13 protein-coding genes are annotated in these 15547 nt (G+C 69.0%); 10 read left to right on the top strand and 3 right to left on the bottom strand.

Features of this window, described 5'->3' with window-relative positions:
• Window positions 1–330: 330 nt before the first annotated feature.
• Window positions 331–1239, bottom strand: coding sequence for an aldose 1-epimerase family protein (locus ACGF5G_RS29490; RefSeq protein ID WP_393268696.1), 909 nt, complete (start codon window positions 1237–1239; stop codon window positions 331–333).
• 270 nt (window positions 1240–1509) lie between these two features.
• Here ACGF5G_RS29490 and ACGF5G_RS29485 point away from each other — a divergent pair, with 270 nt between their 5' ends.
• From ACGF5G_RS29485 to ACGF5G_RS29470, 4 genes are all read left to right on the top strand, one after another.
• Complete coding sequence (locus ACGF5G_RS29485) at window positions 1510–3558, top strand: extracellular solute-binding protein (protein WP_393268693.1); 2049 nt, start codon at window positions 1510–1512, stop codon at window positions 3556–3558.
• 1 nt (window position 3559) lies between these two features.
• Window positions 3560–4489, top strand: a complete 930-nt coding sequence (locus ACGF5G_RS29480) for a carbohydrate ABC transporter permease (protein WP_393268691.1) — start codon at window positions 3560–3562, stop codon at window positions 4487–4489.
• A 76-nt stretch (window positions 4490–4565) separates the two neighbouring features.
• A complete protein-coding gene (locus ACGF5G_RS29475; protein WP_393268688.1) occupies window positions 4566–5396 on the top strand; it encodes a carbohydrate ABC transporter permease in 831 nt (276 codons plus the stop codon).
• Window positions 5397–5406: 10 nt separating this feature from the next.
• Window positions 5407–6957, top strand: coding sequence for a glucoamylase family protein (locus tag ACGF5G_RS29470; RefSeq protein WP_393268686.1), 1551 nt, complete (start codon window positions 5407–5409; stop codon window positions 6955–6957).
• Between the two features lie 513 nt (window positions 6958–7470).
• On the opposite strand, the gene ACGF5G_RS29465 is transcribed toward ACGF5G_RS29470, so the two are convergent.
• Window positions 7471–7872, bottom strand: coding sequence for a hypothetical protein (locus ACGF5G_RS29465; RefSeq protein WP_393268684.1), 402 nt, complete (start codon window positions 7870–7872; stop codon window positions 7471–7473).
• Window positions 7865–8611, bottom strand: coding sequence for a hypothetical protein (locus ACGF5G_RS29460; RefSeq protein ID WP_393268682.1), 747 nt, complete (start codon window positions 8609–8611; stop codon window positions 7865–7867). The genes ACGF5G_RS29465 and ACGF5G_RS29460 overlap by 8 nt, the downstream gene beginning before the upstream one ends.
• Window positions 8612–8786: 175 nt before the next feature.
• On the opposite strand from ACGF5G_RS29460, the gene ACGF5G_RS29455 reads away from it, so the two are divergent.
• From ACGF5G_RS29455 to ACGF5G_RS29430, 6 genes are all read left to right on the top strand, one after another.
• Entirely contained in the window at window positions 8787–9221 is a 435-nt protein-coding gene (locus ACGF5G_RS29455) for a hypothetical protein (RefSeq protein WP_393268679.1), read from the top strand.
• Window positions 9222–9313: 92 nt separating this feature from the next.
• On the top strand, window positions 9314–10669 hold the full coding sequence (locus ACGF5G_RS29450) for a PrsW family intramembrane metalloprotease (RefSeq protein WP_393268678.1): 1356 nt from the start codon (window positions 9314–9316) through the stop codon (window positions 10667–10669).
• 146 nt (window positions 10670–10815) lie between these two features.
• On the top strand, window positions 10816–11538 hold the full coding sequence (locus ACGF5G_RS29445) for a hypothetical protein (RefSeq protein ID WP_393268675.1): 723 nt from the start codon (window positions 10816–10818) through the stop codon (window positions 11536–11538).
• Between the two features lie 223 nt (window positions 11539–11761).
• Entirely contained in the window at window positions 11762–12277 is a 516-nt protein-coding gene (locus ACGF5G_RS29440) for a hypothetical protein (protein WP_393268673.1), read from the top strand.
• 634 nt (window positions 12278–12911) lie between these two features.
• Window positions 12912–14546 (top strand): L-glutamate gamma-semialdehyde dehydrogenase, encoded by a 1635-nt coding sequence (gene pruA, locus ACGF5G_RS29435; RefSeq protein WP_393268670.1) that lies wholly within the window; start codon window positions 12912–12914, stop codon window positions 14544–14546.
• Window positions 14547–14677: 131 nt separating this feature from the next.
• Window positions 14678–15547 carry an ABC transporter substrate-binding protein gene (locus ACGF5G_RS29430; protein WP_393268667.1) on the top strand — a complete coding sequence of 290 codons (870 nt, stop codon included), beginning with the start codon at window positions 14678–14680 and terminating at the stop codon, window positions 15545–15547.

Here is a 15547-nt window from a genome sequence, read left to right as displayed (position 1 = left end):
GCTGTCCGCGTACGCGGCGGCGTCGAGGACGGCCGTGCCGCAGGTCGCCCGGGTGATCCAGACCCCCACCGTCCGCCCGGAAACCATCCTGGAGGTGGCCGAGTCAGCGACTCAGCCGAACCGTGGTCGACCTGGTCACCCGCGCCAAGTAGCCGGTGGCGCTGCCCGCCGGGCCCCAGCTTCCGCCGGCGCTGCTGGAACAGGCCCCGGCCGTCGTCCCCGCCCCGCGCTGACCAACGCGTCACCGGCGATCGTCGCAGCCGGCCGAGACCGGTACAACGCCACCGCGTCGGCCTTGAACTGCGCGGGGTAGTGCTTCATCAGCATCTGTCAGTGGGGGGTGATGCCCCAGGAAGCGCTCCACGGCTCGCCCGGCTTGAGCACGATCAGGTCGCGACCTGACCGCAGGGCATCCGGCGGGCAGGTCATCGGCTCCACCGCGATCGACCGCCGGTGGCGGGGCGACGGCACGCTGTCGGCCGTGTACACCTGCCACCAGGCGAACGCAGCGTCGGCCCACAGGCTGGTCACCGGCGCGTCTGGGGTGCCGAGCGTGACGGTGTGCCGATCTCGGCTGGCCAGGATGACGTCGCCGAAGGCGGTGCCCAGGCGGGCGGTCCCGATCTGCTTCGGGACGGTGTAGTCGAACTCCGAGCCGGCGACCTTCGCCTCCCCGATCGGCAGATGGCGCGCGTCGAAGAGCAGCCGTGACCGGGCCGGGATGCGTAGCCAGGTCTCGTCGACCGAGACCGGCGGCAGCAGGTAGGGGTGGACGCCCAAGCCGAACGGTGCCGGCTCCGCGGCGTCGTTGGTCGCGGTGTGGGTCACCGTCAGGCCGTCGCCCGTCAGTTCCCACCGGGTGGTCAGGCTGAGGCTCCACGGGTACCCCGGTTGTGCCGGAAGGTCGAAGCCGAGCGTGACGGCGGACGGGGTCTGCTCCAGCAGCCGCCAGGGGGCCCAGCGGACCAGGCCGTGGACGGCGTTGTGGGTCGCCGGTTCGGACAGCGGTAGCCGGTAGGTGTGCCCGCCGAAGGTGTACTGCCCGTCGCGCAGCCGGTTGGGCCAGGGCGCGAGGACTTGACCGGCGCCGGCCGGGCAGATCTCGTCCTCGGCGTACCCGTCGACGACCTCACGGTCTCCGACCTGGTAGGTCCGCAGGCCTCCGCCGACCTCCACGATGACGGCGGTCTGGTCGCCGAAGCTGATCGTCCATTGCGATCCCGATGGCGCTTTAGGCATGCGCGAACCCTAACTGACCGGCACTGGTTCGATCATGGCGTCTCGCCTCCGGGGACGGCCATCGGGGCCGGGGTGAAGGGCGCGGTGGCCGCGCTGGTCGGCGGCCCGTCCGGTGGGGTCGGTTCCACATTCGACCCTGGTGCGACGGTGGCATCCCAACTCCTCGTCGTCGGAAATCTCGGGCCGTGAGGTTGTGAACTGGAACACAGCTGCCTATGGTGCTGCTGTAACCGGTTTCAGGGATCGAAGACGTAACGGGTCGGTGGTGGCATGAGCAACAGTCGGCTGACGGTCCGGGAGATCGCTCGGTTGGCCGGGGTCTCGGTCGCGACGGTGTCCCGGGTCTCCAACGGCACCGGGCAGGTGTCCGAGGAGACCCGCCGCCGGGTGCTGCGGGCCATCGAAGAGCACGGCTATCAGCCGGACCATCTCGGCCGGGCCCTGGCGGCACGCCGGCACGGCGCGGTCGGCCTGGTCTTTCCGGGGTTGTCCGGGCCCTACTTCTCCGAGCTGATCCAGGGCTTCGAGTCGGAGGCGGTGAAGACCAGGACCAGCGTCCACATTCTCTGCACCCATCTGCGCGCCGACTCGGACGCCGAGGTCATCGAGATGGCCCACCGGGTCGACGGCCTGGCGGTGCTCGGCGGAGCGGTCTCCCACGACACGATCGAGGAGCTCGCCACCATGCGTCCGATCGTCGTCCTGGCCGGCGACGGGCCCGCCCGAGTGCCGGCCGTGCGGGTGGACAACACCGCTGCGACGGCCGCGCTGACCCGGCACCTGCTTGCCGACCACAGCTTGCGCCGGCTGGAGTTCGTCGGCGACCCGAACGGCTCGCCCGACGTGACCGAGCGCTGGGCGGGATTCCGCCAGGCCCATCGCGACCTGGGGCTGCCGCTGCCCCGGGCTCCTCGTCATCCGCGGCAGCTGCGGCTGCCCCACGAGCACCACACCCACACCCACCGGTTGACGCCACACCCCCAGATCGCGCCACAGCGGCACGAGCCGAGCGGCGTCGGCGACCACCCCAAGGAAGGGAAAGCCATGAAGAAACACTGGAGGTACGCCACAGCCCTGGTGGCTGCCCTTGCGCTGGGCGTGACCGGCTGTGGCCGGGACGACGGCGGCTCGGGTTCCGGTGGCCAGCCCGCCGGCAAGGAGATCGCCGAAGGCAAGGCCAAGGGCGAGATCACGGTCTGGGCCATGGGCGCCGAGGGCGAGAAGCTGACCGCGCTCGCCGCCGAATTCACGAAGGAGAACCCGGAGGCCAAGGTCAACGTCACGTCGTTCCCCTTCGACGCGGCGCACGACAAGATCGCCACCGCCATCGCGGGTCGGCAGACGCCGGACGTCAGCATGATGGGTACGACGTGGATGGGGGAGTTCGCCAAGACGGGTGCGCTCGACCCCACCCCCGACGGGATTGTCGACAAGAGCAAGTTCTTCGAGGGCGCGTGGAACACCACGGTCGTCAACAGCACCTCCTACGGCGTCCCGTGGTATGTCGAGACGCGGCTGATCTTCCACCGCAGCGACCTCGCCGCGAAGGCGGGCGTGCAGAAGCCGACCAACTGGCAGGGGCTCACCGACTTCGCCAAGGGCATGAAGGACAGGGGCGGCGCCAAGTGGGGCATCTACCTGCAACCGGGCGGGACCGGCTCGTGGCAGACGTTCATGCCCTTTGCCTGGCAGGCCGGCGCCGACATCATGCGGGACGGCACGTTCACCCTCGACACCCCGGAGATGCAGAAGGCGCTGGAGTGCTACTCCTCGTTCTTCAAGCAGGGACTCGCGTCGGCGCAGCTCGCCCCCGAAGCCGTGGGACCCGGCTTCATCAAGGGTGAGGTGGGTGCCTTCGTGTCCGGCCCGTGGCACATGGGCATCCTGCGTGAGGACGGCGGCGCGGCGCTCGAGGGCAAGTGGGACGTCGCGCAGATGCCCCGCGAGAAGGCCGGCACCTCCTTCATCGGCGGCTCCGACCTGGTGGTCTACAAGGACTCCAAGAACCGCGACACGGCCTGGAAGTTCGTCCAGTTCCTCACCACGCCCGCGGCGCAGCAGAAGCTGTACGACCTGGTCGGCAGCCTCCCGTCGGTGCAGGAGGCCTGGCAGTCCGGCAAGCTGGCCGACGACCCGCTCCTGAAGGCGTTCGGCCAGCAGCTCAAGGACGCGAAGTCGGCCCCGGCGATCGCCACCTGGGAGCAGGTCGCCGACGTCATCGACGACGGCATCGAGCGGGTGGTCCGCGGTGTCTCCGATCCCGCCACCGCCACCAAGGAGATGCAGGCCAAGGCGTCCTCGATCGGCACCGGGAGCTGAGATGACCTCCGCCACCGCGCGACCCGCGTGCACCGGCGGCAACCGGACGACCACGGGCAGGCGCCGGGAGGGCATCGCGGGTTGGGGCTTCGCGCTCCCGTTCCTGCTCGTGTTCGTGGTGTTCATGGCGGGCCCGGTGCTGGCCTCGCTCGCCATGAGCTTCACCGACCTGCGCAGCGCCGACCTGCGCGACCCCCTCGGGGTCAACCCGGTCGGCCTGGACAACTACGTCAAGCTGTTCGGTGACGACACGTTCCGGCAGGCCGCCATCAACACGGCGTACTTCGTGCTGGTCGGGGTCCCGCTGACGATGGTGCTCGGGCTCGCGGCCGCGGTCGGCCTGGACGCGGGGATCACCAGGTTCCGGACGTTCTTCCGGGTCGGCTACTACCTGCCCGTCGTCACCAGCATCGTGGCCGTTGCCGTCGTCTGGCGCTTCGTGCTCGAGCCGGACGGCGGGCTGGTCAACACGCTGCTGGGCTACGTCGGCATCGACGGCCCGAGTTGGCTGACCGACCCGACGACGGCGATGCCCGCGCTCATCCTGATGGCGGCCTGGCGGAACCTGGGGTACCTGATGGTGATCTTCCTGGCCGGCCTGCAGGCGATTCCCGGGGAGCTGTACGAGGCGGCGGCCATGGACGGCAGCGGCGCGTGGTCGCGGTTCCGCCACGTCACGCTGCCGCTGATGCGGCCCACGCTGCTGTTCGGCGGCGTCATCACCGGCATCGGATACCTGCAGTTCTTCGAGGAGCCGTTCGTGATGACGCAGGGCGGGCCGCTGGACCGGACGCTGTCGGTGGCCTTCTACAGCTACAACCAGTTCGGCTTCGGCAACTACAGCTACGCCGCGGCCATCAGCTACGTCCTCTTCGTCGCCATCCTCGTCCTCACCCTGGTGCAGTTCCGGCTGCTCCGGTCGAAGACGTGAGGGAGCCGTCATGACCACGTCCGTGCAAACACCGGCCCCGCCCGCACCGCGCCGTACCGGCAGAAGGCGCCGGGTCGTGGGTGGCGCGCCGGAGGCCCGGGGCCACCTGTGGGTGTACACCGTCCTCGCCGGTGGGCTGGTACTCCTGGTCGGTCCGTTCGTCTGGATGCTGCTCGGCTCGTTCAAGACCAACGCCGAGGTCCGCCGGGTGCCACCCACCTGGCTGCCCGAGTCTCCAACGCTGGACAACTACCGGCACCTGTTCACGCAGTTGGACTTCCCGCAGTTCTTCTTCAACAGCACCCTGGTGGCCGTCGCCATCACCCTGGGCAATCTCGTCTTCTGCTCGATGCTCGGCTACGCCCTGGCGAAGCTCCGTTTCCCCGGCAGGCGGGCGGTGTTCGCGCTCGTGCTCGGGATGCTGATGGTGCCGGGCATGGTCACCTTCGTCCCGCTGTTCATGCTGGTCAGCAAGCTCGGCATGGTGAACAGCTATGCCGGGCTCATCCTGCCGTGGCTGGCCCAGCCACTCGGGGTGTTCCTGATGCGACAGTTCATCCTGGGCCTGCCCGACGACCTGATCCAGGCGGCGCGGGTGGACGGTGCCGGGGAGTTCCGGATCTTCGCCCGAGTCATCCTGCCGCTGTGCGGACCGGCCCTGGCCACGCTCGGGATCCTGCAGTTCCTGGCCACCTGGAACAACTTCCTCTGGCCGCTGGTCGTCGCCCAGTCCGAGGAGAAGTACACCCTCCCCGTGGCCCTCGCGCTCTACGCCATCGGGGAGAACAACACCCGCTACGGCCTGCTGATGGCGGGCGCGGTGGTGACCATCCTGCCGATCCTGCTCATCTTCGTGTTGCTGCAGCGCTACTTCGTGCAAGGCATCGCCATGACCGGCCTCAAGTGAGGAGTCTTCCGTGCGACCCAGAAATCGTCTGACCGTCGCCGCGGGGGTGATCATGTCCGTCGGACTGGTCGTCGCCGCCCCCGCGGCCACCGCCGCCCCCTCTCCGGCCACCCGGTCCACCACGGGCCACAACGCTCTCCTGCACCAGTACGCCGCGGACACGTGGCGCTCGTTCGCCGCCCTGGTCGATCCGGCCACCGGCCTGGTCGCCGACAACATCGGCGGTGGCCTCGACCCGGCCGACCGCTCGGCGTACACCTCACCGACCAACATCGGCGCCTACCTGTGGAGCACCGTTGTCGCCCGGGAGACCCGGCTGATCCCGGCCGACGAGGCACGGGCCCGCATCGCCCAGACCCTGGCCACGCTGGCCCGGCTGGAGATCCATGAGGCATCGGGCATGTACTACAACTGGTACCACCCGTCGACCGGGGCGAAGCTCACCACCTGGCCGGCCGACGGCAGCACCCTGCACCCGTTCCTGTCCAGCGTCGACAACGGCTGGATCGCCACCGCCCTGACGATCGTCAAGGACCAGGTGCCGGAGCTGGCGGCGCCGGCCGACGCGCTGCTGCGCCGGATGGACTTCGGCTACTACTACAACCCGGCCGAGCGGCAGATCCGCGGCGGCTTCTGGGCGGAGCCGCCGCCCGGCTGCTCCGTCGCCGGCAACTACCGCGGCGGCCCCGACGTGTACTACACCTGCCACCACTACGGCGCCTTCAACACCGAGCCGCGCATCGCCAGCTACCTGGGCATCGCCGCCGGCCAGATCCCGCCCCAGCACTACTTCGGCATGTGGCGGACCTTCCCGCCGGAGGGCTGTGACTGGTCGTGGTCCGAGCAGCGGGCGGTCGGCGAGTGGCGCACCTACCTCGGGGTGCGGCTGTTCGAGGGCGCCTACCGCTACCGCGGGATGCAACTGGTGCCCACCTGGGGCGGCTCGATGTTCGAGGCGCTGATGGTGCCGCTGTTCGTGCCCGAGGAGCAGTGGGGCAAGGACAGCTGGGCGATCAACCACCCGACGTACGTCCGGGCGCAGATCGAGCACGGGCTGCGCGAGGCCGGCTACGGCTACTGGGGATTCTCGCCGTCAAACAACCCGGCCGGCGGGTACCGGGAGTACGGCGTGGACCCGATCGGGATGGACGCCGGCGGGTACAGCTCCGACCAGGAGCGCACCACCGTCGACTACGGGTACGGCGAATGCCGGCCGGCGCAGCCGCTGCCCACGGCGTACGGGCAGGGTGTGGTGACCCCCCACGCCTCGTTCCTCGCGCTGCGCTACGCCGAGGACGACGCCCTGCGGAACCTGGCCAACCTGCGGCGGGACTTCGACGCGTACGGCCCTGGCGGCTTCTACGACGCCGTCAACGTGACCAGTGGGCAGGTGTCGAAGCGCTACCTGGCGCTGGACCAGGGCATGGTCATGGCGGCGCTGGGCAACGCGCTCGCCCAGGACCTGCTTCGTAAGCCGTTCAGCGAGGGCGCCATGAAGCAGCGTGTCGCGCCGCTGATGCGGATGGAGCAGTTCTCCCTGCCGCGCCCGGAGACCCCCTGACGCCGCAGTGAGGCCGTTGACCATCCTGCGGCGCAGGCCGATGCCTGCGCCGCAGGATCGGCCAGCCCGCTTCCCCGTCGGTCGCCTCCGTGCCGGAGGTGACGGTCACCGGTCCGCTCTCCGCGCCGGTCACCGCCGCCGCGCTCCCCGCGACCGGCGAACCCCCGACCGTGCGCCTGCGGGTGGACGCGGCCGCCCCCGGCGCACCGCCCGTGGCAGCCGATGATCGGCAGCGAACGACTGTCCCAGCTGCTCTGCCCCGACCGCTCCGGCGGCCGGGAGATCGGCACCGAACTGCTCGCGGCGCTGCGCCGGGTCCGCGACCAATCGGCGTCGAGACGCCGGCGTCGATGGATGGATCGGCTGACCTGGCTTAATTGGACGGCAACGCTGTCCCGCGCTCGTGGCCGTACGCCGCCTGTCCGCGCTCGGCCCCACTGCCGCCGACGCGGTGCCTGGCCGGGCGATGCCGCGCCAGTGCTGACGCTTCGGACCTCGACCAGGGTGTTGTGGTCAGAACATCAGTTCCTCGGCCACCAGTGAGCATTCGCGGAGCAGTTCGTCGTCCCGGTGCGGCACGGTGTAGCGGCGTTCGCGGATCAGCGCCAGGAAGTCCTCGGGGAGGGCCACCCGGTGCCGGTGGACGTAGTACGCCAGATCATCGCGCCACAGCCAGTCGCCGTCGGTGCGGATCGTCGACCCGTTCATGACCTGTCGCGCCGAGTCGAACGGGTCGTCGGCCAGGTCCATCATGTCGATGAGGACGTACCCCGCTCTCAGGTAACGGACGACCTCGTCGACATCCGGCATCTCCTCGGCGGAGACGTTGTCGAAGATGCTCTCCTGAACCAGGCCCAGGCCGACGGGTCCCAGTTCGCGGAACATCCCGGCGAACCGCAACGCCGGCTTACCCATCGGTCCCCCCGCCGGGATAGAAGGTCACCCACTGGCCACCGGGCCTGATCCGAGGAACCTGCCCCACCGGACCATACCGGTTCACACCGACCGCGTCGGTAGGCGCCATGACCGTCACCCCCAGCGCGTCCGCGACCTGCTGGGCCGGCGGCGGGACACCCGCGTCGGGCCTCACGGTGCCCGAGTGGCAGGACACCAGACGCACCGGCCCGCCGTCGTAGTGCGGATTGCCGCGGATCGCCTCGGCGATCTGGGCCGGGTGGGTGTAGTTCGACGGATGGTCGGCACCGTCTGCCCCGATCAGGCCCGGCAGGAACAGCCCGTTGCGCTCACCATGGACCACGACGTCGTGGTAACCCGGCTCGGGTGCGACGGCGTCGAAGTTCCGCATGGTCCGCTCGTCGTAGCCGATCGCCGTGGCGCCCGGGCGGTGGTAGACCGGGTCGCCACCGGCGAGTTGCGAGTCCGGCGGCCGGGTCGGCTGGTGCGGATGTGTGCCGGGATCTTTCCAGTCCGACCTGCGGCCCATCGAGTCCGTCGTCGCCGGTATTCCCATCAGGGCATCGAGCACCTGTGGAAAGAACACGGCGAACGCCGTGTAACCGGCGAGGGCGGCGCCACCCAGCACCGCGATCGCTGCGATGCCGACGGCGGGGACCGCTCCGTAACAGCCGGCGAGGCCGTCGGCCATGCCGCCACAATCGATGGGTACGCCCTCGGCCAGCACGTTGACAGACACCGCCGCAGACATAGCCTCCCAATCCGAGCGTCGGGATTGAGCCATGCGCATGCGCGTCCACGTACGCCTGTACGACCGCCGCTACGGGTTAGGCTAGGGTAACCCACCACTGTGGACGGAGGGAGCCGTGCCAGACGGGACCGAGCCCACGGAAGCTCGTCTTCCGGTACGCGTGATGACTGTCCTCGGTCTGATCGCGGTGGTCGTCGTCCTCGCCTCGGCTGTCGTCCTGGCCGTGTCCTGGCCGGCCACCCCACAACGTTCTCCGGCCCTGCCGATCCGGCTCTACGCATTCGACTCGGCCACCGCGAGCATTGGCGATCTGCCGCAGGAGAGATTCCGGCAGGGACAGATCCCGGCCGCCACGATCGACGAGGGTGTGGCCGCGTCCGTAGCCGCGGAACCCGCGCGGGCGAGTTGGTACGACGCGTTCGGCCACCGGACCAACAGCGTGGACCTGCCGGATCTCGACGGCCTGCGGGCCAGTCCGGTGCCGTTGAGCGCCACCTCCGCGGTACCCGCTGGGACATACCAGTTTGTGTTGGCCACCGTCCGAGGAAACCGGGCGGAGGAGGTGCTCGCCTGGGTGCACGTGGAAATCGAGCGATGACGGAGGAGACGCCGCAGCCGACCAGCGCGCCGCCGGAGGGATCCGGGCTCGGCCTCGCACCGCCGCCCCGCCCGGTGGTGCCGGATCCGACCGTGCCGGCGGCGTACCGGCTCGACCGGCTCGGCGCCGCGCTCACGACGGGTGAGGCGCTGCTGGTGATGATCGCCGTAGCGTCGCTGGTCGGTGTCATCCGCGATGACGGCACGGGGGTACGCGTCCTCGGCATGGTCAGCCTCGGGGTTGCCGGCATCTCACTGTTCACCGCCTGCATCGCCGCTGTCGTCGTCGCCGTAACCTCAGCCGCGGGTGGCTCGCCGCGTCGCCGCTTCATGACCTGGGCCATCTGCGGTGGACTGGTGTTCGCCGTGCCCGCCCTCCTGGTTGTGTTCCTCACCCTCCTGCAGGTGGGAATCGCCTGGCGGGGCGCGCTGCTGAGCATTCCAACGACCCTTTTCGCGCTGTGGACATTCCGCCGGATGCAGCGCAACCGCAAGCCACCGTGGCGACTGGTCGTGGTCGCCTTCGCCTGGGGCCTGTTCGTCGCCGCGTACTTCGCCCAGATGGTCGAGGGCATCCTGCACGTCGTCATCACGGCAGAGCTTCTGCCGGGCACCGCGGCGATCCTCAGTCACGCGGCCGCCGCCGCGGTCCCGGAGGAGTTGGGCAAGGGTGCGGGGGTCCTCGTGATCGTGCTGCTCGCCTGGCGGCGCGTCGACGGCATGCTCGGTGGCATCGTCATCGGCGCCTGCGTCGGAATCGGCTTCCAGTTCGCCGAGTCGATGTCCTACATGACGGGAGACTTCGGCACCGTGCTCTACCAGCACTGGTACCGGCAGGTCACCGGGCTCCTGGTCAGCCACGCCACCTACACGGGGATCATCGGCGCCGGCATCGGACTCGCCACACAGTTCAACGACTGGCGGCGGCGGGCGGTCTGCGTCGGTAGCGGCTTCCTCGTCGCCATCGCGGCCCACCTGATCTGGGACGTCTTCGCAATGGGCCGCCTGTACTGGGAGTCTGACAATTCCCTGCTTCAGCTGTTCGTGGTGCAGCCGCTGAACCTCGTCGTCCTCAAGGGACCGGCGTTCGCCATCCTGCTGTTTCTCATCATCATCGCGTTGCGTCAAGAAACCAGGTCGCTGCACCAGCACCTCCGGAGGGAGGCCCGCGATTCGCGCGGCGCGATCATCCCGGCCGAGGTGCCCGTACTGGTGAATCCGCCACTGCGCTTCCGGATGCGGCTACAGGCACTCCTGCGTGGCGACCGTCCGGCCTACACCCGGATGAGGCGTCTGCACTCCGCGCAACTGGACCTGGCGTTCGCCCGATTGCGCCGCGACCGGGGTGAACCGCAGCCGCCGGGAGTCGAAGAATCGCTGCGGCAGCGGATTCACGATCTCAAGGCGGAATCCCCTCTGCTCCCGGCCGCCGTCGCGGGCCAGCGGTGACGATCGCATGGCGTGAGCCTTCCCGCATCGGCTGATCTACCGAGCCAGCGCGGTACGGTGCCCGCTGAAGACCAGCCTGCTGGCCGCTGATCTGGCCCGGGCCGAGAGTCTGGCCGTCCTTAGTGGATCTATGTCACACTCCTCGGGTGACGCTGCCTCCGCCGTCTGACGTGCCCCACAACCAGGGTGTGACCCCACCGGAACCCGGCATGGCCGCGCCGCCGTCGGCGCCGCCGAAGCGCAACGGGCTCATCATCGGCGTCATCGCCGGGGTGCTGGCGTTGTGCCTGCTCGGGACCTGCGTGGTCGCGGCCGGCGCGCTCGTCGTCTCCAACATGGGCGACGATGGCCGGCCCACAAACGTCGCGGACGGATCCTCTCCCGTGCTGTCGCCGACGACACCCTCACCGCCGTCCACCGAGGAGACGTATTCCCCGCCTGAGGAGGAGGACCGGACGACCGAGGCGGCTCCGCCACCGCCGCCCGCGAAGATCGGGCAGTGCATCGTCGTCAGCGAAGACGGTGACTTCCTGGGGATTGGCAACTGCAACGGCACGCGTGGCACCTATCGGGTGGTTTCGGTGGACTATGACCGGGGTGCGTGCGCCGATCCCGAGTCTGCGTACATTACGGAAGACGGCTACCGCCTGTGCCTGGAGCTTCACCTGGTGCGCAATTACTGTTACAAATTCCCAAAGGATGACGGCTGGATCGTCGGCGCGTCGAAGTGTAAGGCAAAGGGCACGGTTCACGTTGTCGACATCGTCCCAGGGGCGTCCAACGGCGACAGGTGCACGCGGGACTACCGGTGGAACCACTGGTACCGGTTCACGCACCCCACTGTTGTTTACTGTGTTCTGAAGTATTAGAGGGCGTCCGGTCGCACTTGAAACGCAGCATCGGCAACTTGCTGTTACGGCGTCGACCACCTTTTCGCGAGGATCGAGAACCGGCTCAAGCGCATCCAGTACCGCCCCGACCTGCTCGACGGATTCCTCGCCCGAACCAGCCTGACGCCACCGCTGTTCTCCGTGAGGTCTGGGTCCCTCGGGGGTCTTATCTGGTCTTGGTAGAGAGGGTAGGGTGCGCTTAGTGGGAGACCTGTACGAAATTGTGTTGAGTATCGACTTGCGTGGCGACGTCCCCGACGGGGAGCTTGCCGAGCTGCGGTGGCACGTGGGACAGGGGCCCAGGCCTGGGCAGCTGCTGATCGGCGCGGACGCCTATCTGGAGACCTATCCGCTGGGGGATCCCGACGATCCCGATTGCGAGTGGGAAACCGCCGAACCAGCGCCGATGTTCGGGCAACGGGGCGTGGCCTGGCGAGCGGGAGGCGCGCTCATCGCCGAGTTGGTCAGGCGGGAGCAGCCGGACGGCTGGGCGTTGACTGTGCGCCAGGAACTGCATCCTGACATGTTTTACCAGCTTCGGGCGCTGCTGGAGTGGCTGGGCTTGCGCGCTGTCGATTGCGGTGATGGTGTCGACTGCTTCGTCGGCTACCTGCGCTTTTGCGAGACGACGGAGATCACGCCTCTTGTTCTGACGAATGGGCGAATCGGCATCCCGGCGGATGTCCAGTCCCATACCCCAGACTGGCAGGGGACCTGAGTGCAAGGTGGGGCGAAAATTCGGGAAGGATTCGTTCGTTGATGAGTGCTCACGGGTGATCTCCCTGGAGACCACCTACTTGTCACAGGCGTTCCAGCGCATGACGCCGGTGGTCCATCGCCACGTCCTCGACGTCCAGTAGTACCTCGTCGGCGCGTTGCTTGGTTCCACGCCTGCCACCCCGCTGTAGCGAGGGTTGGTGAGGATGACGCGACCGCGCTCTTGGATGTCCTCGGCCCGGTGGCGCTGCCCGGCCGTGCTGCCGGCAGGGGCCTGGGTGGCGGCCCGCGTGCGCCGAGGGTGTGGATCGCGGTCTCGGCTTCGAGGGGCCATGCGCGGTGGTCGCACACAATGATCATGTTGTTGGTGCGCGGGCAGGCGTGGCTGAGTGGGGCGAACCCGCGTCGGGATCGCGGGGGCGATTCGAGACCAACTGTGCGTTGGCGGCGTCAGTGGTCAGGCGGCAGGGGCGTCAGGAGTTGAGGGCTGGCCCATCTGACATTTTAGTGTAATGTCAGCCCGCCGGCCGAGGTGCCCAGATCTGGGTAAGCCTCGGCGGGCATCACCAACCGCGCCCACCCGCCGGTCCGGCCTCAGCTGGACCGTGGATTCCGTCGATGCGAGGAGGACAAGAGTGGATGCCGTTACGAGTCCGCCGTCCCCGGTCAACGAAGCGACCCTGAGCTACGCCCCCGGCAGCCCCGAGCGGGCAGAGCTGGAGCGGGAGCTGGCGCGGCAGGAGAGCCGAGCGGTGGAGTTGACCGCCGCGATCGGTGGCCGCCGCCGGATGGGTGGGGGAGCGGAGATCGCGGTGGTGCAGCCGCACGACCACCGCCACGTGCTCGGGGTGCTGCGTAACTCCACCCGGACCGACGCCGAGGACGCCATCGCGGCGGCGGGGGAGGCGGCGCCCGGCTGGCGCGAGCTGTCCCTCGACGACCGCGCCGCGATCCTGCTCAAGGCTGCCGATCTGCTGGCCGGCCCGTGGCGGCAGCGACTGAACGCCGCGACGATGCTGGGCCAGTCGAAGACCGCTGTCCAAGCCGAGATCGACTCCGCGTGCGAGCTGGCCGACTTCTGGCGGTTCAACGTCCACTACGCCCGGCAGATCATGGGCGAACAGCCGGTGGCGAACTCCCGTGGGGTGTGGAACCGCACCGACCATCGCCCCCTGGAGGGCTTCGTCTACGCCGTCACCCCGTTCAACTTCACCGCGATCGCGGGAAACCTGCCGACCGCGCCGGCGCTGATGGGCAACACGGTGCTCTGGAAGCCCGCGCCGACCCAGCAGCTCGCCGCGAGCCTGATCATGGAGTTGCTGGAGGAGGCCGGTCTGCCGCCCGGCGTGATCAACATGTTGCCGGGCGACGGCCTCGACGTCTCGGCAGTGGCGCTCGCCCACCGCGACCTGGCCGGTATCCACTTCACCGGCTCCACCGCGACGTTCCAGCATTTGTGGTCGACGGTGGGGGCGAACCTCGGGGGCTACCGGTCGTACCCCCGGATCGTCGGAGAGACCGGCGGGAAGGGTTTCGTGCTCGCGCACGGCTCGGCCGATCCGGACGTGCTGCGGGTGGCGCTGCTGCGGGGCGCGTTCGAGTACCAGGGGCAGAAGTGCTCGGCTGCCTCCCGGGCGTACGTGGCCCGGTCGGTGTGGGACAGGGTGCGCGAACCGCTGCTCGCCGAGGTGGAGGCACTGACGATGGGCGACGTCACCGACCTCTCCCACTTCATGGGGGCGGTGATCGACGCCCGGGCGTTGAGCCGGCACCGGGCCGCGATCGACCGGGCCCACCGGCGGGACTCGCTGACGGTGCTCGCCGGTGGCGAGGTCGACGATTCGACCGGTTATTTCGTCCGCCCCACCGTCGTGCACAGCGCCGACCCCACCGACGAGATGTTCCGCACGGAGTACTTCGGGCCGATCCTGGCCGTGCACGTCTTCGACGACGACGCTTTCACCGACGCGGTCGACCAGATGGAGTCATTCTCGTCGTACGCGCTGACCGGCGCGGTCGTTGCCCGCGACCGCGCGGCGATCGCCTGGGCCAGCCAACGGCTGCGGTTCGCCGCCGGCAACTTCTACGTCAACGACAAGCCGACCGGGGCGGTGGTCGGGCAGCAGCCGTTCGGCGGCTCCCGTGCCTCGGGCACCAACGACAAGGCGGGCGCGGCGTCGAACCTGACCCGCTGGATCTCGCCGCGGTCGATCAAGGAGACCTTCGACCCGCCGCGCGACCATCGTTACCCCCACATGGGCTCCCGCTGACGGGCCCTACCAGCTGAAAGCCCTCTGGACTGACCTGCTGATCAGGTGTAGCGTCTTTCACACTTCACTAACATGTCACTGACATTCCATTCTCCCCCATTGCGTCATGACCATCGACACGGAGGTGTCAGATGAAGAGGTCACTCCGCTCCCTCGGCGTTGCCACGGCCATCACCGGGATGCTCGCCCTGGCCGCGTGCGGCACGGACACCTCGTCCGCCGGCTCCGGGGCAACCGGCTTCGGCGACTGTGAGGTAACAGCGAACCCCACGGTCCACGAGTTGAAGACCATGACCGAGGGCACCCTCACCGTCGCCGCCTCGCTGCCCTACCCGGCCGGCTACCGGGGCAACACCCTCGAATCGGTCAACGGCGGCTACATGTACTGCCTCGACGCCGAGATCGCCAACCGCGCCGGACTGAGCAAGATCAAGCTGGTGAATGCCTCGTTCGAGGCCCTCGTCACCGCCAAGACCTCGAACTTCGACTTCGCGGTCTGGGACATCTACGACACACCCGAACGGCGCAAGGCCGTCGACTTCTCCACGCCCTACAACACCTATCGCACCGGTGTCCTCGTCAAGACCGGATCCAGCCTGACCAAGGAGAGCATCAGGACGGCCACCGTCGGCGTGCTCGCCGGATCCGTTCAGCTCACGTACGTCAACGAGACGCTCAAGCCCAAGCAGGTGCGGGTCTTCGCCTCCAACGACGACCTCTTCAACGCCGTACTGGCCGGGCAGGTCGACGCCGCGCTCAACGACACCGCCACCGTCATGCCCCGGGCGGCCAGCTCGGACGGCAAGCTCGAGGTCATCGGACAGTACCCGGTCGGCGGCGACGTGGCAGCGCTGTTCCCCAAGGGCTCGCAGAACGTCACGGCGGTCAACCAGATCCTCGCCGACATGGAGAAGGACGGCACGCTCGCCGCCATCATGGACAAGTGGCTGAACCCGATCCTCGGCGGCGACCCTGACAAACTGGCCGACTGGAGTGTCTGA

Origin of the sequence: Micromonospora sp. NPDC047730, from assembly GCF_043204765.1 — a bacterium.
Lineage (GTDB): Bacteria > Actinomycetota > Actinomycetes > Mycobacteriales > Micromonosporaceae > Micromonospora.
Note: the sequence above shows the minus strand (reverse complement) of the source record. Positions and strands in the feature narration are given on the sequence as shown.